Source organism: Flaviaestuariibacter terrae (assembly GCF_054777635.1).
The window spans coordinates 274,610-294,625 of record NZ_BAAHAL010000008.1; the positions used below are offsets into that span (position 1 = coordinate 274,610).

Genomic DNA, 20,016 nt, shown 5'->3' on the forward strand with positions numbered 1-20,016 from the left:
ACGACCGGGCCGCGTCGTCATCCTGCTTAATCCGCGGCCGGCAGCGACTCATTTCGGAAAATTCCAGACGAGCCGCTTGATACCGTCTTTGACGCGCTCCACGTTGAAGTTGATGAGGAAGCCGAGTTGCGCGGGATACAGCCGGAGGTAGGTGAGCGTCTGCGCCTGGTACAGCGGCCTCATCTGCTCCACGGCCTTGAACTCGATGATCACGTGTCCTTCGACGAGCATATCAAGCTCGTACGACTTCCCGGCATCGTGGCCGAAATAAGTCAGGTGCAGCGGCACATCGAGCTGCACGGTCAAGCCGCGTGATTCCAGTTCGACTTTCATACAATACTTATACGCCGATTCGAGCAGGCCCGGGCCAAGCGTGCGGTGCACTTTGATCGCGGCATCCACGATCTCGGCGCCGATGCGGTTTAATTCCTGTGCTGTCATGCGGCAAAGCTGCGTCCATGGTGCCGGGTGGCCATGGGAGGAAAAACAACATTTCGTGGGATTTTCCCCAGCGGTTTTGGAACACCAAGGCGCGAAGAATTCATGGGGGCGCGGAGGTAGCAAAGGGCGCGACGTTCGTGGCTGTATAGGGAAGCCCGTTGAATGGATTCGACCTCACTGCCATTCGTAGGCAAAGCGTCCTGCTGCGCAGGACATACCGAAGCGTGTCCTGCAGGTCTTCACTATACGTTCGCGCGTTGCAGCCAATAACACAGCGACACGTCAGCTATCGAAGACTCTTCATCGAATCGGAGAGCCTCCATGCATGTCCCGCGCAGCGGGACGCTTGATTACGATCGACCGCAAGCAACAGGTTTATTTATAGAAAGCATTGCCGTCCTGCAGTATGCCCTTTGCATCTCCCCTCCCTTTGCGTCAAATTGTTTTCTTCTTTTCTTGGCGTTTCCCAAACTCCCCTCAGTGACCTCAGCAAAGCAAAAAGGCGCCTCTCCAGAGTACGCCTTTTGACTTTTGATTTTTTACTTTTGATTTGCTACACCACCACGTTGATCATCCGTCCCTTCACAAACACCAGCTTTTTCAGCGGTTTTCCTTCCATCCACTTCTGCACGATGTCATTGGCGAGCACGATGGCCTGCACCTGCTCCTCCGTGGCATCGAGCGATATCTCGATCTGCGCGCGGTTCTTGCCGTTGATGGACACCGGGTATTCTTTCGAGGATTCAACGAGGTATTGCGCATCGAAGGCCGGAAAGGGTGCGTCCAGGATGGAACCTTCGCCGCCGGTGGCCTGCCAGAGCTCCTCGCTCACGTGTGGTGCGTAGGGCGCCAGCAGCACGAGAAGCGGCTGCAGGATCGCGCGCTTGCTGCCCTTCAGGTCGGTAAGTTCGTTGACGGCGATCATGAACGTGGAGACGGCCGTGTTGAACGAGAAGCGCTCCGTGTCTTCCTCGATCTTCTTGATGGTCTTGTGCAGCACCTTCAGCTCCTCTTTCGTAGGCGCTTCATCGGTAACCTGCAGGCCGCCTTCGTTATAGAACAGGCGCCAGAGTTTCTTCAGGAAGCGATGCACGCCTTCAATGCCCTTTGTATCCCAGGGCTTCGACATTTCCACCGGACCGAGGAACATCTCGTACATGCGGAACGTGTCGGCGCCGTATTTCTCCACGATATGGTCAGGGTTGACGGTGTTGACCTTCGACTTCGACATCTTCTCCACCTCAACACCGCAGATGTAGGCAGCAGCACGCGCCTCCGAAGGGAGTGAGACAGAACCGTCCTCGAGAACGAGTATCGCGTCTTTGAAGTCGGGCTTCCACTTGCGGAAAGCTTCCTTATCAAGCTCAACCCCATCGACGATATTCACGTCTACATGCAAGGGGCTGAAGCGAAACGAGTCGAGCTGACCGAAGTCGAATGATTCGATGCCCAGTGCCTTAGCAACGGTTTCGATGGCGGTTTCCGATTCGTCGTCCTTCTTTCCGCCCGACTCAACGGCATCGAAAATCCCGTTGGATACAAAGAAGGCGCCCTTCTTGGCATAGTTCACAAAGCCGTCGGAAGCATTGCCGTAGGTGAAGTCGTCCAGGCGGTACACAAAGCGCGAGCTTCCCTGGATCATTCCCTGGTTCAGCAGTCGCTTGAAGGGCTCGTCGAAGGAGATGAGGCCGAGGTCATACAAAGCCTTCGTCCACATACGGGAGTAGAGCAGGTGGCCAACGGCGTGCTCGGTGCCCCCCACGTAGAGGTCCACCTGGCGCCAGTAGTCGGAGGCGCTGCGCGCGCAGAACGTGCTGTCGTTGTGCGGGTCCATGTAGCGGAGGAAGTACCACGAAGAGCCGGCATAACCGGGCATCGTGTTCGTTTCCAGGTGGCGCTCTGTCCACTCGGGGATATTGGCCAGCGGGCCCTCGCCTTCCGGGCCGGGCTTGTAGGTGTCTACGTGCGGAAGCTCCAGCGGCAATTCGCTTTCATCGAGCGGGTAGGCAATGCCATCGATCCACTTGATGGGAAAGGGCTCGCCCCAGTAGCGCTGCCGGCTGAAGGCCGCGTCGCGGATCCGGAAGTTCGTTTTGCGCGTGCCGATGCCGCGTTCCACCAGCTTGTCGATAACGATCTCGATGGCTTCCTTCGCCGTCTTGCCGTTCACGAAGTCGCTGTTGTGGAGCACGAGGCTCTTGTCGGTAACGGCGTCCTCGCCGGTATAGGCATCACCGAAAATATTCGTGATCGGGATGTTGAAATGGGTCGCAAACTTATGATCGCGCTCGTCGCCCGAAGGCACGGCCATGATGGCGCCGGTGCCGTAGCCGGCGAGCACGTACTCGGAGATCCAGATGGGAATTTTCTTGTCGGAAAAAGGGTGCTGCGCGTAGGCGCCGGTGAATACGCCCGTGATCTTCTTCTCGGCCATGCGCTCCCGCTCCGAGCGGCTCTTTACGTGGGCCACGTATTCGTCTACCGCGGCACGCTGGTCGTCAGACGTTATCTGCGAAACGATCTCGTGCTCCGGTGCCAGCACCATGAAGTCGACGCCGAAGATGGTGTCGGGGCGGGTGGTGTACACAGTGAGGACCTCACCCCCTGCCCCCTCTCCTGTGCGGAGAGGGGAAACGACCTCGAAAGTTATTTCGGCACCTGAGGACTTCCCGATCCAGTTGGATTGCATCTCCTTCATGGCATCCGAGAAATCGACGGTCTGCAGGCCCTGAAGGAGTCGGTCGCCATATTCGGTGATGCGGAGGTACCACTGGCGGAGGCGCTTCTTGATGACGGGGAAGCCGCCGCGCTCGCTGACGCCGTTGACCACTTCATCGTTGGCGAGCACCGTGCCCAGTGCTTCGCACCAGTTCACCTCGCCGTAGCCGCAATAGGCAGTGCGGTATTCCATCAGGATGGTCTGCTTTGTCTTTTCATCAAACGCCTTCCAATCGTCAGCCGTGAAGGTGAGCGGTGCGCGCTGGGCGCTGACATCGGGAAGCTCAAACTGGGTGTTCGGCACCGGGTGCGAAGCATTGCCCTCTTTTTCAAAAGCGGCAACGAGCGTATCGATCTTCTCGGTCCTGTTGGCCTGCCGGTTATACCAGCTGTTGAACAATTGCAGGAAGATCCACTGCGTCCACTTGTAGTAGCGCGGCTCGGAGGTATTCACCTGCCGGCTCCAGTCGAAGGAGAAGCCGATCTTATCGAGCTGCCCGCGGAAGGTGGCGATGTTCTTCGCCGTTGATACCGCAGGGTGCACGCCGTGGTCGAGGGCATATTGCTCGGCGGGGAGGCCGAAGGCGTCGTAGCCCATGGGGTGCAGTACGTTGAAGCCCTTGTTGCGCTTGTAGCGTGCGAAGATGTCGGAGGCAATATAGCCCAGGGGATGGCCTACGTGCAGGCCCGCGCCGCTCGGGTAGGGAAACATGTCGAGCACGTAGTATTTGGGCTTAGCCGATTCGTTGCTCACCTTGTAGGCGCCGCTGTCGGCCCATTTCTTCTGCCAGTTCTGCTCGATCGCTCTGAAATTGTATTCCATCTTTATCCGGGATGGCCCGCCCGCCGGAACCGACTCCGTGCGTCTCGGGGCCTTTCTGTCTTGGTGATTTAAGATCGTAAGCGCGGCCAAACGGGGCAATAAGCCCGTGCCGCCCTCCGTTAGAGGTGCAAATTTAGCCCTTTCACCCCTTTGGTTTTGACAAAGCTTTAAGGGGCCGCCAAGCGGCTATGGTTGCAAACGACTATTTTTGTCACCTTCTAAAACCCTCGCATGGCACAAACCGGCAAAGCTTCTCTCAAGCGCGGCAAACCTTCCTACTTTATGTCCGTGCTCGGCGTCACCCTGGTGCTGTTTCTTTTGGGCATCCTGGGCTGGCTGGGTATCAATGCCAAAAAGGTGATGCAGAAGATCAAGGAAAGCGTGGAGGTGCAGGTGTACCTGAAGCCCACCGTATCGGAGCCGGCGCGTATGGCGCTGCTCGACTCGATCAAGGCGATTCCCGCGGTGAAAAGCGTCCGCTACGTGGACAAGGAGGAGGCGAAGCGCCAGTGGATCAAGAGTGGCAACGAAGACTTTTCGGAGTTCCTCGAAAACTCGCTGCTCCCCAGCAGCATCAACTTCAACCTGGCCGAGCAGGCCGTCGACTCGGCCAACCTGAGCTCCATCAAGAACCGCCTGCAGCAGAACATCAACGTCGACGAGGTGCAGTACTCGCGCGTCGTCGTAGGCTCGATGCAACGCAGCTTCCGCACCGTGTCGCTGGTGCTGCTGGCCATCGTGGTGGTGGTGAGCATCCTGGTGATCATCCTGATCGACAATACGATCCGCCTCGCGATGTTCTCCAACCGCTTTCTCATTAAGACGATGCAGATGGTGGGGGCGACCCGCGGCTTTATTGCCCGCCCGCTGGCGGTGCGTGCCGTGGTCAACGGCGCCGTGGCTGCCGCTATCGCCACCGCCGCCCTCTACGGGATGATCCTGCTTGCCGAGAGCTTTATCCCCGGCTTCAATGCCCTCTTCGACGGCCAGCTGTTCCTCCTCCTGTTTCTCGCCCTGCTGCTTATCGGCGTCAGCATTACGGTGCTGAGCACCTACCGCAGCGTGCTGAAGTACCTGAAGATGAAGCTGGACGAGTTGTATTGAATAATATTGATTGAATAATGTCTATTGAATAGCAAAGGCCCTTACTTATTCAATATTCAATAAACATTATTCAATATTCATTTATTTTGCCCTCTTATGGCTACTACTACCCGATCCAAAACTGCGCGCGAAGAGCTGCGCCTCAGCGATAAGCCGCTTTTTGGCCGTGACAACCTGATGTGGATGGGCATCGGCGCCGTCGTGATTGTCATCGGCTTCCTGCTTATGGCCGGCGGTGGCTCGAAGGACCCCAACGCGTTCAATGCAAGCGAGGTGTACAGCAAAACCCGCATCACCGTAGCGCCGATTGTTATCCTGGCCGGCCTGGTCATCGAGATCTACGCCATTTTCCGTCGCCCGCGCAAAAGCGATACCGCCGCATGACCCTATTTGAATCGATCGTGATCGCCGTTGTGGAAGGCATCACGGAATTCCTGCCCGTATCCTCCACGGGCCACATGATCATTACGTCTTCCTTTCTCGGTATCGAGGAGAGCGCCTTTACCAAGCTGTTCGAGGTAGCTATCCAGTTCGGTGCCATCCTGGCCGTTGTGCTGGTTTACTGGCGTAAATTCTTCCAGTTCACCCACTGGCAGTTTTACGCGAAGCTTGTGGCTGGCGTGCTCCCGGCACTCGTTTTCGGTTTCCTCTTCAACGACGCCATCGACGCTATGCTTTCGAGCCAGGCCATCGTAGCCGTCAGCCTCCTGCTCGGCGGCTTCGTGCTGCTCTTCATCGACCGCCTCTTTCCGCAGCGCGTCTCGGCGCCCAAGTCCGACCTGCTGGCGGCCGAAACCACGCAGGGCGAGCTCGTGGAGGCCGACCATCACCTGACGTATAAAAAATCGCTCATCATCGGCTTCTGGCAGGTGCTGGCCATGGTTCCCGGCGTAAGCCGCTCCGCAGCCTCCATCATTGGCGGCATGCAGCAGCGACTCACGCGAAACTTCGCGGCCGAATTCTCCTTTTTCCTGGCCGTGCCTACCATGGCAGCCGCCACGCTGTACTCGGTGCTGCTCAAGAAGTGGGACGTAGCCCCCGGCCTGCGCCAGAAAGGCTACCAGCTTATTATGGCGAGCCCGGAGAATACAAAGGCCTTCCTCGTTGGAAATGTCGTGGCCTTCGTGGTGGCACTCGCCGCGATCAAGTTCTTCATCGCCGTACTGAAGCGCTATGGCTTCCGCCTCTTCGGCATCTACCGCATCATCCTGGGCGCGGTGCTGCTGGCGCTGATTGCCATGGGTAAGCTCTGAGCAAGCAAAAAATAATTAACAAAGGCCCCGCTGCGCGGGGCCTTTGTTATGGGATGCTCGCAATGACCGGCATTACCTACTTTTAGGCCTACAAAATCCGCTGATGGAAATGATTGCCGATCCTGTTGCCGTTGCGCAAACAACCCGGGAAACCGCCCCCAAGAAGGTGATCAACGGCTGGGCCATGTACGACTGGGCCAACAGCGCGTACAACCTCGTCATCACCTCCACCATTTTCCCGGCCTACTACGATGCGATCACCACGGTAAAAGATGCCGGCGGCAAGGTGCTCAGTCACGATGTGCGCTTCCTCGGCCGCACGTTCGAGAGCGCCTCGCTGTACAACTACGCCATTGCCTTCGCTTACCTCGTCATCGCGCTGCTGTCGCCGATCCTCTCGTCGATTGCCGACTACCGCGGCAACAAGAAGGCGTTCATGCAATTCTTCTGCTACCTCGGCGGACTTGCCTGCTGCACGCTGTATGCCTTCACCGGCAATACGCTTGGCCTGGGCATCGTGTGCTGTATCCTCGCCGCCATCGGCTATTGCGGCTCACTGGTGTTTTACAATTCCTACCTGCCGGAGATCGCCGCCGAGCCCGACCAGGACCGGGTATCGGCCCGCGGGTTTTCGTTCGGCTATATCGGCTCTGTGCTGCTACAGGTGATCTGCTTTGTATTTGTACTGAAGCCCGGGCTCTTCGGCCTTGCCGATGAAGCATCGGCCTCCCGCCTGTCGTTCCTGCTCGTGGGCCTTTGGTGGATGGGTTTTGCCCAAGTCGCCTTCCGCGTGCTGCCGAAAGGACAGGGCATCGGTGGCCGCGCCCGCCGCAACGTGCTGACCAGCGGCTTCGCCGAGCTCAAAAAGGTGGCACGGCAGGCCGGTGACATGCCGGTGCTGAAACGCTACCTCGCCTCCTTCTTCTTTTACAGCATGGGCGTACAAACCGTGATGCTCGCCGCCACCCTCTTCGGAAGCCAGGTGCTGCAGCTGCCCACGTCGAAGCTTATTGCCTGTATCCTTATCATCCAACTCGTTGCGATCGCAGGCGCTTACCTGATGGCGAAGCTGTCGGAGCGCTTCGGCAACTTCCCCGTACTCCTGTTCGTGGTAACGCTCTGGATCGGCATCTGCATCGCAGCCTATTTTACAACGACGGAAATGCAGTTCTATATCGTGGCAACGGTCGTGGGGCTGGTGATGGGCGGCATTCAAAGCCTGAGCCGGAGCACCTACGCCAAGATCATGCCCGCGACACACGATACGGCCTCCTTCTTCTCCTTCTACGACGTAACCGAGAAAGTAGCGATCGTGATCGGCATGCTCTCCTTCGGACTGGTGCAGGAGCTCACCGGCAACATGCGCAATTCGGTGCTGGCGCTGATCGTCTTCTTCGTTCTCGGTGCCATCGGCCTCCTGTCAACCCTTTCGAAACAACGACAGCTGGCAAAGGCCGGTTTGTAGTTTGGCTCCGCCCGCCGAAGCTTCAGCGAAGGCGGGAGTTTGGAGTTGGCTGGCGCACGTGTATCTTGCTTCGACAAGCCCCAGTGTAGCAAAGGCTAACTGTCACGCTGAGCGCAGCCGAAGCGACACCAGCACATCACCACAATACCAAATCATCACATCACCACATTCGATGAACCTTTACAGTATTAATACGGGCAATTTCAAACTCGACGGCGGCGCCATGTTTGGCGTGGTGCCGAAAACCATCTGGCAGAAGATCAACCCGGCCGACGAGAACAACATGTGCACCTGGTCGATGCGCTGCCTGCTCATCGAGGACGGCGGGCGCCTCATCCTCGTCGACAACGGCATCGGCAACAAGCAGGACGCCAAGTTCTTCGGCTACTACCATCTCCACGGCGACGACACGCTCGACAAAAGCCTCGCGGCACGCGGGTTCCAGCGCAGCGACATCACCGACGTATTTCTCACCCACCTGCACTTCGACCACTGCGGCGGCTCCATCGAGCGGCAGGGCGACAAGCTCGTACCGGCCTTTGCCAACGCCACGTACTGGAGCAACGAGCAGCACTGGCAGTGGGCCGTTCAGCCCAACGACCGCGAGAAGGCTTCCTTTCTCAGGGAAAACATCCTGCCCATCCAGGAAAGCGGCCAACTGAAATTCATCGGCGCCCCGGAAAGCACCGATGGACGCCTCGCTACGACCCCGTTCGCCGACGGCATCGACATTCGTTTTGTGAGCGGCCACACGGAAAAGATGATGCTCCCGCAGATCCGCTACAAGGACCGCACGATCGTATACATGGCCGACCTGCTCCCTTCGGCGGGCCATATCCCGGTGCCCTACGTAATGGCCTACGACACCCGTCCCCTGCTGACCCTCGACGAGAAAAAAAGCTTTCTCCGCGAAGCCGCGGAGGGCAACTACGTTCTTTTCTTCGAGCACGACCATCAGCGCGAGTGCTGCGAGCTGGTACAAACGGAGAAAGGAATTCGGATGGGCCGGGAGTTCCGCCTGGAAGAATTATAGAATATCGAGACTGACTATCGAATATCGGAAACGCCCTCCCCTAAATAAGGAGGGCTTCCCATTTACGGAAAGCCCCACTTCGTTATTCGATATTCGCTATTCGTTATTCGATAGTTACCGCAGGCTCTTCAGGCTGCTCAGCGGGTACCGCAGGTTCTGGTATCCCATCATATCCACCTTCACGGAACCCACCTTGAGCGGGGTTTCCACGCGGATCGGGATGCGGTTCTCGTCGTCGCTCACCCACACGGTCATCTTCTCGCCGCCTTCGAAAACTGTGCCCTTGATCAGCAGGGGCTTGAACTTGATGGCGCGGAACTTACCATACTTGGTCTTGATGTTGTCCTTGCCCTCGTAGCGGATATACATGTTGTACACCTCGTTGTCGATAAACATGTTGAAGGTGATCTTGTCGCCCGGCTTGTAGGCGTCGAAGTTGATGTTGCGCGCGTAGTACAGCGAGCTCATCACATCCTGCACACAACCCGGTACCTTGAACACACCGTCGTTGGTGATGGCCGTATTGGCGTTGCGGTTGAAAGTAACCGACTCGTATTTGCGGTAGTTGTCTTCCTGGATGTTGCGTACGAACTTGTACGGCTGCAGGGTGCCGGTATCCATGTAGGTCTCGAAGCGGTCGTTGACCTTCGAAATCCACTCGAGCGAGCTGGTGGTTTTGCCGGTGGCCGTAACGTGGTACACGGGGCGGTTGTTGAGCCGCTCGGCATTGACGTTGATGGTGGCGTCGGCAGCCTGCACGTAGATGCCGATGATGGAGTAATACACGTTGTAGCTCAGCACCTCGCCGTTCTGGAACGTGGTGTTGCGCACGGCGCAGAAATCGTTGGCCGTAGCCACGGGCTGCTCCTGCTGCGGGCGTCCGGCATGACCGCCTACGAAGAGGAGGCTGGCGGCGGTAACGAAAAGTATGGGTTTAAGTTTCTTCATATCGTTGCTTAAATATTTTGATCCCCAGAATCAGTATGCTGCCCGCGAGGGCCGGTATCACCAGGTTCACCAGCCAGATCGTCACCGAAGTGAGCAAAATTCCCAAACTGTTGGCAGAAAACAAGCCGATCAGTTTCAGGCTCACCTCGCCCCGGATGCCCACCTCGAGCAGCACAACGCTCGGGATCACGGCCAGGGCCAGGAAGACCAGGCTCATAACCCCTACCGCGGGGAGCAATGATACAGCAACCGAAAACAAACGAAATGCTAAAAGGTACTGTATCACAAACACCGCGTAGCGTACTAGCGATAGAAGCAGCAAATGGCCGAGGCGTTGCATCCCGAATTCCTGCAGCGCATGCACCAATGGAAGCCACGAAGCCTTACGCAGCACGGATTCCAGCCATTTTTCGAGGCCGCCCACATTGAAATAAAGCAATGTTAAAATAGCCAGCACGAACAGCAGCCCGAACAGGCCGAACTGGTAGGCGATGGGGTGCAGCAGCCCCGAAGCGATCAGGCGTTCCCGTAGCGCAACAAAGCCGATAGTGCCCGCCCCGATGGTCACGAGGAGCTGGGCGAGGCTGCCCACCAGCGTCAGCGCGATGATGCGTAACCGCTTTCCTTCGGGCAGGTACAGCATCCGCCCAAGGTATTCGCCCACCCGGTTGGGGGTGCTGATGGAAAAGGAAACCCCCGAGAGCACCGCCTTGAACGACTGGCCAAAGGAGATGGCTTGCACGGGTTTTACCAGGATCCGCCACTTGACGGCCTCGATGCCCCAGTTGCACAGCATCAGCGCCCCGATGGCCGCCAGGTACCAGCCGTTCCCGTTCTGAAGCGAGGCTTTCAGCGACGACCAGGAGGCGCCTAGGTGCGGCTGGCGCTGTAATTGCCGCCAGATGGACCAGGACAGCCAGGCGAAGAGCAGGGGCCCCAGGAAGTAATTGCTAAATTTTTTACTAATTTTACCCGGCCGCATTGCCGTAAATATAACCGCCACCTTGCAAAAACAACCGAAAATCATACTGGGGATCGACCCGGGGACCGTGATCATGGGCTACAGCGTCCTCGCCGTAACGGGCAACGATCTGCGCGTGCTGGAGATCGATGCGCTGAAGCTCCCGGTGAAGGAGGACAGCTACGTGCGCCTGCAGCTCATTCACCAGAAGGTAACCGAGCTCGTGCGCCTGCACAAGCCCCACAGCTTCGCCATCGAGGCGCCCTTCTTCGGCAAGAACGTCCAGTCGATGCTCAAACTCGGGCGGGCGCAGGGCGTGGCCATCGCGGCGGCCATGAGCGGCGGCATCCCCGTTACCGAATACTCACCCAAGCGGATCAAGCAGGCCATCACCGGCAACGGCAATGCCGACAAGGAGCAGGTATGGCAGATGCTGCACCGCATCGTGACCATCGAGGAGTCGCCGAAGTACTTCGACGCTACCGATGCCCTTGCCGTGGCCATCACCCACCACTTCTCCGACGGCCTCCCGCAGGCTACCAAAAGCAGCGGCCGCGCCCGCAACCCGCGGAAGGCAAAGGCCGCATCCGACTGGGACCGGTTCCTGGCGGCGAACCCGGAGCGGAGGGGTTAGCAGTTTGGAGTTTGGGGTTTGGAGTTTGGAGTTTCCAGGCGCAGAAATTATGCAAACGCCGTGCGTGCGGGTAGTTACGGTTTTAGCGGCTTGAAGCCCTGGTTTATCGCATTCCGGCCGGTAGTGGTCATGCGCCCCTGGCGGACATTTCTCACGGGGTTGGGACAGATGCTCCCTGGCGAAGCGCCACGCGGATCAACCACGACGCTTTAACCGGGAATGTTCGGAAACTCTGGTTGGACGACGTGCGGGAACACGATTGGGTTTGTTATCTTACCGGCATGAAACGCATCACGCTCCTGTCTTTTTCCTGCCTCCTGCTTACGTATGCTGTCAACGCCCAAAGCAGCAGCGGTACAAAAGCACTTCCCGATGGCGCCTGGGTACTCGAAGAGGTCAATGACCTCGAAGGCTACGGCGTCGCCTTTACCAACCGCAACACGGGCCTCCCGCCCGCCATCCCGGAACTGCACGTGAGCGGGAGCAGCGTTGACCTGGTAACCCCCGAAAAGACCTGGAAAGGCAGCTGGACGATCCGCCAGGACAGCCTCTACATCGAGCCGGGCGAAGGGATGCCGGCACGAAGCTTTGGCGTGGCCTCGATCGGGCCAACGGAGATTCGCATTCGGATGAAGCAAAAAGAAGTGCTGGAGTTGATCTATCGCCGCAGACAATCCGCGGCACCCGCGAAACAATAACTGCTGCCGGGCCGCACAGGATTTAAAGCCAACGGCTTTGCCGGACATACGTACGAACGGCAAAGGTTCGCGGTGATCATTTGCTATGTTGCAGGCCATCAGAGCTTTACCAGCTTCACACCGAAGCGCGCCTGCGCGTTTTCCAAAACCAAAAGATAGGCACCTGAAGCCCATCGCGATACGTTAACCTGCTGCGTAAAAGGCGTGTTGACAAAAACGCCTTCCTCATACACTTTGCGGCCCGTAGCATCAAAGAGGGTTATCGTGTTGTATCCGGTGGCGGTCATCCGCACATGCAGCACATCTCTCACCGGGTTGGGATAGATGATCCCTGAAGAAGCGCCACCCGGATCAATCGCACCGCCGCCCATAGTCCGTTTCAAAGCGATGGTCCGACTATAGCTGACCGCGCCGCCGGTATTTACGATCTTCAGGCGGTAAAAGTTGGTATCGGCAAACGGGTAGAGATCGTTGTGCATATAGGAACGGGTTCCAATGCTGTAGCCCGCTGCCGGAACCGAGTCGATGGGACTGAATGCCGTCCTGCTTGCTCCTTTTTCCAGGATAAAATGATGGGTGCCCACCTCGCGGGTCGTTTGCCAGTTTACTAAAATATCATTGCCCTGGAACCGGCCCCACAGCTCTAATTCCGTTTGCTTCCCGATCGATCCCGCATTCAGCGACCAGAGGTCGGTATAGTACCCGGAGTTGCCCCACAGCCAGAACGTTCCGGCCTGGTCGGTCCAGCGCGCAACGTAGGCCCGGGCAGGCGGGTTGTTGAGGGTATCGGCTACGCCTTTTACGCCGTAGCGACCCAGCGAGCGTAACGTCGAATCACCTTTTACCCAGGTCCAGGTCTTTGAAGCGATACTGAATTTCCAGAGATCGTTCCGCACGCTCAAATCCCACGGCGACGGCCCGTCCGAAAATCCTTCTCCCCCGAACATCCAGATCGTATCATCGCCGGCAGTCCACAACAAAGCACCACCGCGGGCACCGGGGATGTTAGCGGCATCGGGAACATTCCTTTGCCCGTAAACATTCGGCCAGGCGGGACGGACCGGCAAAGTCACGGCGAGGTTGCCGCGCATCATTGCCCATTGATTGATCTTTGGATCGAAACACCATAGTTCGTTCGAAAAGTTCCCGGTTGAAGGTTGCCCACCGTATAGCCATAAACGTCCGGAAGAATCCACGCAGGTCGCGGCATTGATGATGCCACCGGGGGTATTGCTGTCCGAAAATTGTCCGTCGGCCAGGGAAACGGGAGGCACCGGGACTACCGGACCAGGCGGACTTTTTTGCCCGGTCACCCAGGTCCACATACCGGTTGCCGGATCATAACTCCAAAGCAATGAGTTCCACCCGCCTGAATTGTAGGTGGTTACCTGGAATCCGCCATATAAATAAAACCGGCCGTCCCTGCCGGTCCAGCACGCAGATCGTTCCGCCGCGCCAGGACTGTTGGCGCTGCTTGGGACACCCTGAACGCCATAAACCGGGAGGGCGAAGCGGTCGCTGCTTCCGGCAACCCAAATCCATTCATTCGCTCCAATATCGTATTTCCACAAGTCGGCCAGTATACCGAAGTCGTTATTGCTATAGACATAATAGCCGCCATAGAGCCACAGGTTGCCGGCGCTATCGATCCAGCACCCTGCATTGCTTCGCGCCGCGGGTTTATTGAGTGGATGCGGCACGCCTTTTACCCCGTAGTTCCCGGGCCTGTCGGCCAACGTATCCCCATGCATCCAGGTCCAGGTATTACTGGCAGGACTGTATTTCCACAGGTCGTTATAAAACGCGTGACTGAGGCCTTCGCTGCCCCCGAACATCCATAGGTTTCCCTGCTTATCGGTCCAGGTGCAGGCATTGGCGCGATGAGGCGGCTTGTTGGGGGCACTGGCCACGCCCCGGGTACCGTAATGGCTGGGGGTCGGCGAGAAATTCCCATCGCCGTTGACCCAGGTCCAGGCGGGTTGATTCTGTCCATAGGCAGCAGTTGCCAGGAGAAGGAAGAACAGTAACGTTCTCATTGGTTTAGGTTTGGTTAAGCATTAGTGGCAGGGGACGCAGGCTGCGCTGCGAATGGGAAGGTAGCAAATCGCTACCACAATGCCGTGGCCGACTGCCTGCTGTCATTCCGGGAGCTGCGCCAGGATCTTCTCCTGCGCCGCCTTCAGTTCCGCTTCCGACAGCTTCAGCTTTGGCTGGGTGAAATTGATGTCGTTGGCCGAGGAGATGGGCACCAGGTGCAGGTGCGCATGCGGCACTTCGATGCCGATCACGGACATGCCCACGCGCTTTCCGAAAGCCTTCTCGATCGCCCGTGCGATGGGTTGCGCAAATACCAGCATGCCCGAGAGGTACTCCTCCGGCAACTCGTACAGCTTGTCCACCTCGATCTTGGGAATCACGAGCACATGCCCCGCACGCAGCGGGAAGATATCCAGGAAGGCAAAGAAGTGCTCGTCTTCAGCGATCTTGTAGGAAGGGATTTCGCCGGCGATGATTTTGCTGAAAATGCTCATGAAGGAAAATTAAGGAGAAGATGGGTTGGAACCGCGAAGACAAAAAGAAAAGAAGCTATACGCTAAGAGAAACGGCTGTGCAATGCACAGCCGTTCATTAATTCCGTTGCGAAAACCCTTCTTCACTTATTTCTTTGCGGTTCCGACCCTTCTTATACGTTACACACTTATTTCTTCCACCCGGAACTTCAGCGTGCCGGCGGGCGCCGTCACTTCGGCGATCTCCCCGACAGCCTTGCCAAGCAGGCCTTTGCCGATGGGTGAGGTCGACGAGATCTTGCCCGACTTGAGGTCGGCTTCCTTCTCGGAAACGATCTGGTAGGTTACCTGCTTGTTGTTATTCAGGTTCGTCACCTTCACCTTGGTGAGGATGGAGACTTTAGACGTATCGATCGTGCTTTCGTCGACGATGCGGGCCGTGGCGATCTGGCCTTCGAGCTGCGCGATCTTGGCTTCGAGCAGACCCTGGGCTTCCTTGGCGGCGTCGTATTCGGCATTCTCGCGGAGGTCACCCTTTTCGCGGGCCTCGGCGATGGCGCGGGAGGCGGCGGGACGGTCGACGGCTTTCATATGCTGCAGTTCGGCCTTCATCAGCTCGAGCGTTTCCTTCGTCACGTATTGAACTAAACTCATGGTCGTTCGGTTGAGTTATGAAAAAAAGAGCAACGCTCCAGTTCTTCACCGGAGCGTTGCCGTACCGACAAATATAGGGAGTGACGGGCAGATTTCAAGGCTTGCGGCTTACAGCAGGCCGGCAGCGCCGAGCTTCTCGAGAAGTACCTCGCTCATCTTTTGGTAGGCTTCGAAGCTATAGCCCGCCACATGGGGCGTTACGATCACATCGGGACGGCTGCACAGGCGCTCCAGCAGATCCTTTTCGGCCGCAGTATACGATCCTAGCTTTTCGTTCTCGAGCACGTCGAGCGCGGCGCCGCGAAGCAACCCACCTTCGAGTGCCGCCAGCAGTGCCGCCGTATCGGTCACCGCACCGCGGCAGGTGCTGATGAAGAACGGCCGCTGCTCCAGCTTTTCAAAAAAGGCAGGCCCGGCCATATGCCGCGTTTCAGCCGTCAGGGGCAGGTGCAGCGAGATAACGTCGGCCCCTGCCTGCACTTCTGCGAGCGACGACTCGCGGATAAAGCCATCGCCGAAATGCTGCTTGTATTTGTCAACGGCAAGCACCGGTCCGCCGAAGGGCGCAAGGAGGCGCGCAAAGGCGCTGCCCGTGTTGCCGTAACCTATAATGCCGACCGTCTTGCCGGTCAGCTCGGTGCCGCGGTTTTCGTTGCGGCGCCAGAGACCCTGCTTCACTTCATCGAAGGAGCGCGGAATGTGATTGAGCAGCGACAGCAACAGGCCGAGCGCGTGTTCGGCCACGGCGTTACGGTTGCCTTCGGGTGTGCTCACGCAGGCAATGTCGCGGGAGGCAGCAGCGCCTACGTCGATCAGCTCCATCCCCGAGCCGAGGCGGCCGATCCAGCGGAGGCTTTTTGCCTTTTCGAGCAGGGCGGCATCGATGCGTATCCGCGTCGTAACCACAAGACCCGTAACGTCGGCAATGACCGATTCAAGCTCCTCGTAGCTGATCGCCGGCGCGTCGGTAACGCGGTAGCCCGCCGCTTCGAGCGCGGGCCGCAGCAGGGCGTGGGCGGGTGCAGACAGCAGGGCGTGTTTCATCGCATGCGGAAAGTAAGTTCGGCAAATTCGGACACGCTCAATTGCTCGGCGCGCCGGTTGAAAAGAGGATCCTGCAGCTCCTCTTCCGTGAAGAGTCCCTTGACGGCATTACGCAGCTGCTTGCGACGCTGGTTGAAGGCAGCCTTTACCAGCGCAAAAAGTTTTTTCTCCGAGGCAATGTCCAGCGGCACGCGGCGCGGGAGCAGGCGGATCACGCCGCTCATCACCTTCGGCGGCGGGTTGAAGGCGCCCGGCGCCACATCGAAGAGATAGTCTACATCGAAGAAAGCCTGCGTGAGCACGCTCGTCACCCCGTAGATCTTGTTGCCCTCGGGAGCGGCAAAGCGCTGCGCGACCTCTTTCTGGAACATCCCGACAACGCCTTCCACGAGCGCGCGCCACTCGATGATCTTGAAGACGATCTGCGTGGAGATGTTGTACGGAAAGTTGCCGACGACGGTGAAGGGCTCCGTAAACGGCGCTGCGGTATCGAGAAAGCTTTCGTGAATGAGCTTGCCTTTGATGGCCGGGAAATTTTGCTCGAGCCAGGCCACTTTCTCGTCGTCGATCTCGACGGCGCGGAAATCGATGCCGGGTAGCTCCAGCAGGTATTTCGTCAGCGCTGCGCCCCCGGGCCCTACCTCCACCAGGCGCGTAAAGGGCCGCTCCTGCAGGGCAGCTACGATCTTCCGGCAGATGTTCTCATCTTTCAGGAAGTGCTGGCCAAGGGATTTCTTCAACGTATACATAGCGCGAAGTTAGGTTCAGGGAGGTTCGGGAGGATTTTAAGGTTCTGATGGTTCTGATGGTTGGTTGCGGACAGGCCCGTCAACATTTCCCCCAAAAAAGAAGATCACGGTCGCAAGGGGCAGAAGACCTTTGCTGTCCGTGATCATTCCAGAGGAAACCAAATCCAAAAACTAAAGTTTCACGATGCGCTGCGTGCTCAGCAGCTGCCCGTTGGGATCGTAAGCACGAAGCACGTAGGTACCCTGCGCCCAGTTACCCATCGGCACCTGCAGGCTCGCGGAATTTACTCCGCTGTGCTGCCAGAGGCTGCGGCCCTGCATGTCGTCGATGCGGAGCTGCAGGGTGCCCGGACGGGTGCTGTGCAGCTCTATGCGCAACAGGTCGCGCGTGGGGTTGGGCGATACATTGAGCTGCACGTGCAGCTGCACGTTGATCAGCACGATGTTGCTGTACGTGCTATGGCCGCTGCGGTCCACCTGCTTGATGCGGTAGTGGTTCGATCCGGGCTCGGGATGCGCATCGAGGTATCGGTATGGCGGGTTGGGGTTGCTGCGTCCGAGCGTGGTAAAATGAATACCGTCGGCCGAGCGCTCCACTTCGAAATGATCGTGCTCGCTGTCGGTGTAGGCTTCCCAGTCGAGGCGCACCTGCCCGTCGGGCTGGAGCTGGCCGGTAAACCGGAAGAAGTGGACGGGCAGCACGTCGAAGGTCTGCGTCGTTTTTACGAGCTTGAGGTTGTCGATATAAAATCCGTCGTCGAGCTCGTAGGTATAGCTGCTCGCGTCGGCATCCGACGTGAACTGCATCCGGAAAGACACCGCGGGCTGTCCTTTGTAGGAGCTGAGGTCGTACGACACGCGTGTCCACTGTTCGCGGATACCCGTGAGGGCCGGTTGTCCGCCAAGCGATCCGGCGCCTGTCAGCGTGGGCTCGGCTACCGTGTGGCTGCCGCACAGCGCGGTCCACGTGGTGCCGTTCACCGATGCCTGCACCTGTAGCTTGTCGCGGCAGTTTTCGGCGCGGTGCTTCACCCAGAAGCTGAGGTACACGTTGGCTGCGTCCGACAAATCGAAGGTGCTGTTGTAGGTGATCGTGCGGGTGGTGCTGGTGGTATAGTTTCCGCTCGGCGACTCGGTAAGCGAATGCGTGCCACCGTAGGCCGACGTCGTGGTATAGGCCCACTTACCGGAAGCCTGGTTGACGTTGCTGGCCACCGTCCAGTTCGTAGACAGCGTGCCTTCCATATCGTCGTACAGGAGCGTGGTAGGGTTGAAGATCTTGGTCACCGTATCGTATGTGCTGATGCCGCCCGCGGTTACTTTCCAGGCAAAGCGCACGCGGTAGCCGTTGGCGATGGCTGCCGGCAGCGTGTAGCCCACCGTGCCGTTGTAGGTATCGTAGTAGTTGGTCGGCGTGAAGGTGGCCGGGGATCCGCTCATCGTGATGTTCTCGATGGGCACGATCGATACCGTTGCCTGGCCCGCGGTAAGACCAATATTGCGGAGCGTGAAAGCCAGCGTTCCCGACTTGGCCGTCAGGGCCACATCGTTGCCGTCCTGGATGTCGAAGTAGGAGCCTGCGGCATAAGCCAGCTGCAGGTTCTGCATGCAGTTTTCCTGGCACAGCGTGAGGATCTGGCTGATGGGCGCCCAGAAGTCGCCGCCGCCGGCCTCACCAGTCATGCCGTAGATCTTGCCCTTGCTGCCCATGCCGATGTCGCCCATGAGCAACCAGTCCTTGATACCGCCGGCCACTTCATAGTTCACGGTCTCGGGCGAGTTGCCCGCGCGGTGGCAGTTGTAGGTACCCATCAGCGCCGGGATCGCCGAATAGAAATAGGAATCCAGCGTGCTCATCGTGTGCAGCGAGGGGCGGCCGAAGGGCAGCGAATAGTACGGACCGTAGCAGTGCTGGTCGATGGCCGTAACGAAGTTGTGAGCGGTAACAAAGGCGCGCACGTTCTGCGTTTCCTTTTCCGAAAACGCGCTCGGACCATAATAGGTGTCGTCGGAGGATACGTTGGAGCCGCAGCTGGTGCTCGCGCCGGCGCAGTTGCCCCAGTCGATGCCGTAGTTGCGGTTGATGTCGACGCCATAGGTGCTGCCGGAGATAAGGCGGCGGTTCTTGCGCCAGAGGCCACCACCGGTGGTGGGATACGAGGCACTGGCGCCGCTGTAGTTGTAGGCGTAGCCATCGGGGTTGAGGCAGGGGATGATGTAGATCTCGCGGTTGTTCACCAGCTCCTTGATGCGGGTGTCGGTGCTGTAGTTCTCGGCGAGGTATTCGGCGAAGAAGATGAGGCTTGTGCCGCCGATGGCCTCACGCGCATGCTGCAGGCCGGTGAAGAGCACCTCGGGCTCGCTTTCGTCGGTGCCTACGTTATCGGAGATCTTCACGCCGTACATCGTCTGCCCGTTTTCCGACGTGCCGATATTGAATACCGATACAAGCGCGGGATAAGCCGTTGCAAGCGCGTTCATCTCGGATATCATCTCGGCATAGGTAAAGTAGCCGTAGCCGGTTGCTGCACCGAGGCGCAGCGAGCCACCGTTGCCGAAGGATGTGGGCTTGGTGAAGATCGAAGAGGCGGTGCTGCAGCTCGTGTAGAAGTTGCTGCGTGCGGTGTTGTCGTTCTGGTATTCCGACCAGTGCTCGCCGATACGCTTGTTGCGCTCGGTGGTGTACGACACGTAGTCGTCAACGAGAACCTGGTACGTGTAACCAGAGGCACGGAGCCGGGCCAGCTCTCGCTGGTCGAGTATCACTTCAATGGCCCCGTCTTTCGTCTCGTAATGATCGAGTTCCAGCTGGTCGATGGCGAATGCCTTGGCGGCCTTGTCTTTTACCGGTATGCGAACCTTGCTGTATTTATCGTCTTGTGCAAAAAGGGTGCTGGCCAGCAGCAACAGGATGATGGTAATGGATTTCCTCATGAACAGGTTGGATTGGATATTGGTTTTTTGGTTTCTTCAGAAGTCGG

The 20,016-nt window shown here is 58.2% G+C and carries 17 protein-coding genes; 7 read left to right on the top strand and 10 right to left on the bottom strand.

Annotated elements, in window-relative coordinates:
* Positions 1-48: 48 nt before the first annotated feature.
* A complete protein-coding gene (locus ACYU7Z_RS09220) occupies positions 49-441 on the bottom strand; it encodes a GxxExxY protein (RefSeq protein ID WP_460569661.1) in 393 nt (130 codons plus the stop codon).
* Positions 442-994: 553 nt separating this feature from the next.
* Positions 995-3,982, bottom strand: coding sequence for a leucine--tRNA ligase (locus ACYU7Z_RS09225; RefSeq protein WP_460569663.1), 2,988 nt, complete (start codon positions 3,980-3,982; stop codon positions 995-997).
* Positions 3,983-4,213: 231 nt separating this feature from the next.
* On the opposite strand from ACYU7Z_RS09225, the gene ACYU7Z_RS09230 reads away from it, so the two are divergent.
* The 5 genes from ACYU7Z_RS09230 (at position 4,214) to ACYU7Z_RS09250 (ending at position 8,837) form a co-directional block, all read left to right on the top strand.
* Positions 4,214-5,086 (top strand): cell division protein FtsX, encoded by an 873-nt coding sequence (locus ACYU7Z_RS09230; RefSeq protein WP_460569665.1) that lies wholly within the window; start codon positions 4,214-4,216, stop codon positions 5,084-5,086.
* A 96-nt stretch (positions 5,087-5,182) separates the two neighbouring features.
* Positions 5,183-5,470: a DUF3098 domain-containing protein gene (locus tag ACYU7Z_RS09235; protein ID WP_460569667.1), complete on the top strand. Its 288-nt coding sequence runs from the start codon at positions 5,183-5,185 to the stop codon at positions 5,468-5,470.
* Positions 5,467-6,339: an undecaprenyl-diphosphate phosphatase gene (locus ACYU7Z_RS09240; RefSeq protein WP_460569669.1), complete on the top strand. Its 873-nt coding sequence runs from the start codon at positions 5,467-5,469 to the stop codon at positions 6,337-6,339. The genes ACYU7Z_RS09235 and ACYU7Z_RS09240 overlap by 4 nt, the downstream gene beginning before the upstream one ends.
* A 103-nt stretch (positions 6,340-6,442) precedes the next feature.
* On the top strand, positions 6,443-7,804 hold the full coding sequence (locus ACYU7Z_RS09245; protein ID WP_460569671.1) for an MFS transporter: 1,362 nt from the start codon (positions 6,443-6,445) through the stop codon (positions 7,802-7,804).
* Between the two features lie 172 nt (positions 7,805-7,976).
* Positions 7,977-8,837, top strand: coding sequence for an MBL fold metallo-hydrolase (locus ACYU7Z_RS09250; protein WP_460569673.1), 861 nt, complete (start codon positions 7,977-7,979; stop codon positions 8,835-8,837).
* Positions 8,838-8,951: 114 nt separating this feature from the next.
* Here the strand turns inward: ACYU7Z_RS09250 and ACYU7Z_RS09255 are convergent, their stop codons facing one another.
* Together ACYU7Z_RS09255 and ACYU7Z_RS09260 are read right to left on the bottom strand one after the other, a co-directional pair.
* A complete protein-coding gene (locus tag ACYU7Z_RS09255; protein WP_460569675.1) occupies positions 8,952-9,785 on the bottom strand; it encodes a DUF3108 domain-containing protein in 834 nt (277 codons plus the stop codon).
* A complete protein-coding gene (locus ACYU7Z_RS09260; RefSeq protein ID WP_460569677.1) occupies positions 9,772-10,767 on the bottom strand; it encodes a lysylphosphatidylglycerol synthase domain-containing protein in 996 nt (331 codons plus the stop codon). The genes ACYU7Z_RS09255 and ACYU7Z_RS09260 overlap by 14 nt, the downstream gene beginning before the upstream one ends.
* A 22-nt stretch (positions 10,768-10,789) precedes the next feature.
* On the opposite strand from ACYU7Z_RS09260, the gene ruvC reads away from it, so the two are divergent.
* Positions 10,790-11,380, top strand: coding sequence for a crossover junction endodeoxyribonuclease RuvC (gene ruvC, locus ACYU7Z_RS09265; RefSeq protein ID WP_460569679.1), 591 nt, complete (start codon positions 10,790-10,792; stop codon positions 11,378-11,380).
* Between the two features lie 281 nt (positions 11,381-11,661).
* Positions 11,662-12,078, top strand: coding sequence for a hypothetical protein (locus ACYU7Z_RS09270; RefSeq protein WP_460569681.1), 417 nt, complete (start codon positions 11,662-11,664; stop codon positions 12,076-12,078).
* 98 nt (positions 12,079-12,176) lie between these two features.
* Here ACYU7Z_RS09270 and ACYU7Z_RS09275 read toward each other — a convergent pair whose 3' ends face one another.
* The 6 genes from ACYU7Z_RS09275 to ACYU7Z_RS09300 form a co-directional block, all read right to left on the bottom strand.
* Positions 12,177-14,114 carry a kelch repeat-containing protein gene (locus tag ACYU7Z_RS09275; protein ID WP_460569683.1) on the bottom strand — a complete coding sequence of 646 codons (1,938 nt, stop codon included), beginning with the start codon at positions 14,112-14,114 and terminating at the stop codon, positions 12,177-12,179.
* A 102-nt stretch (positions 14,115-14,216) separates the two neighbouring features.
* Positions 14,217-14,609, bottom strand: coding sequence for an HIT family protein (locus tag ACYU7Z_RS09280; RefSeq protein WP_460569685.1), 393 nt, complete (start codon positions 14,607-14,609; stop codon positions 14,217-14,219).
* 159 nt (positions 14,610-14,768) lie between these two features.
* The gene (gene greA, locus ACYU7Z_RS09285) at positions 14,769-15,242 is read right to left on the bottom strand and encodes a transcription elongation factor GreA (RefSeq protein ID WP_460569687.1); all 474 of its coding nucleotides are present in this window, start codon (positions 15,240-15,242) and stop codon (positions 14,769-14,771) included.
* A gap of 108 nt (positions 15,243-15,350) precedes the next feature.
* On the bottom strand, positions 15,351-16,286 hold the full coding sequence (locus ACYU7Z_RS09290; RefSeq protein ID WP_460569689.1) for a Rossmann-fold NAD(P)-binding domain-containing protein: 936 nt from the start codon (positions 16,284-16,286) through the stop codon (positions 15,351-15,353).
* On the bottom strand, positions 16,283-17,035 hold the full coding sequence (gene rsmA, locus ACYU7Z_RS09295) for a ribosomal RNA small subunit methyltransferase A (protein WP_460569691.1): 753 nt from the start codon (positions 17,033-17,035) through the stop codon (positions 16,283-16,285). Before rsmA ends, ACYU7Z_RS09290 begins: the two co-directional genes overlap by 4 nt.
* A 171-nt stretch (positions 17,036-17,206) precedes the next feature.
* Positions 17,207-19,969, bottom strand: a complete 2,763-nt coding sequence (locus ACYU7Z_RS09300) for a M14 family zinc carboxypeptidase (RefSeq protein WP_460569693.1) — start codon at positions 19,967-19,969, stop codon at positions 17,207-17,209.
* Positions 19,970-20,016 lie beyond the last annotated feature (47 nt).

Excerpts from the sequence above, each read along its gene's own strand:
- ACYU7Z_RS09275 (WP_460569683.1), bottom strand. The coding sequence starts at position 14,114 with ATGAGAACGTTACTGTTCTTCCTTCTCCTGGCAACTGCTGCCTATGGA.
- ACYU7Z_RS09235 (WP_460569667.1), top strand. The coding sequence starts at position 5,183 with ATGGCTACTACTACCCGATCCAAAACTGCGCGCGAAGAGCTGCGCCTC.
- ACYU7Z_RS09270 (WP_460569681.1), top strand. The coding sequence starts at position 11,662 with ATGAAACGCATCACGCTCCTGTCTTTTTCCTGCCTCCTGCTTACGTAT.
- ACYU7Z_RS09280 (WP_460569685.1), bottom strand. The coding sequence starts at position 14,609 with ATGAGCATTTTCAGCAAAATCATCGCCGGCGAAATCCCTTCCTACAAG.
- greA (WP_460569687.1), bottom strand. The coding sequence starts at position 15,242 with ATGAGTTTAGTTCAATACGTGACGAAGGAAACGCTCGAGCTGATGAAG.
- ACYU7Z_RS09240 (WP_460569669.1), top strand. The coding sequence starts at position 5,467 with ATGACCCTATTTGAATCGATCGTGATCGCCGTTGTGGAAGGCATCACG.
- ACYU7Z_RS09290 (WP_460569689.1), bottom strand. The coding sequence starts at position 16,286 with ATGAAACACGCCCTGCTGTCTGCACCCGCCCACGCCCTGCTGCGGCCC.
- ACYU7Z_RS09220 (WP_460569661.1), bottom strand. The coding sequence starts at position 441 with ATGACAGCACAGGAATTAAACCGCATCGGCGCCGAGATCGTGGATGCC.
- ACYU7Z_RS09300 (WP_460569693.1), bottom strand. The coding sequence starts at position 19,969 with ATGAGGAAATCCATTACCATCATCCTGTTGCTGCTGGCCAGCACCCTT.
- rsmA (WP_460569691.1), bottom strand. The coding sequence starts at position 17,035 with ATGTATACGTTGAAGAAATCCCTTGGCCAGCACTTCCTGAAAGATGAG.
- ACYU7Z_RS09245 (WP_460569671.1), top strand. The coding sequence starts at position 6,443 with ATGGAAATGATTGCCGATCCTGTTGCCGTTGCGCAAACAACCCGGGAA.
- ACYU7Z_RS09255 (WP_460569675.1), bottom strand. The coding sequence starts at position 9,785 with ATGAAGAAACTTAAACCCATACTTTTCGTTACCGCCGCCAGCCTCCTC.
- ACYU7Z_RS09225 (WP_460569663.1), bottom strand. The coding sequence starts at position 3,982 with ATGGAATACAATTTCAGAGCGATCGAGCAGAACTGGCAGAAGAAATGG.
- ACYU7Z_RS09230 (WP_460569665.1), top strand. The coding sequence starts at position 4,214 with ATGGCACAAACCGGCAAAGCTTCTCTCAAGCGCGGCAAACCTTCCTAC.
- ACYU7Z_RS09250 (WP_460569673.1), top strand. The coding sequence starts at position 7,977 with ATGAACCTTTACAGTATTAATACGGGCAATTTCAAACTCGACGGCGGC.
- ACYU7Z_RS09260 (WP_460569677.1), bottom strand. The coding sequence starts at position 10,767 with ATGCGGCCGGGTAAAATTAGTAAAAAATTTAGCAATTACTTCCTGGGG.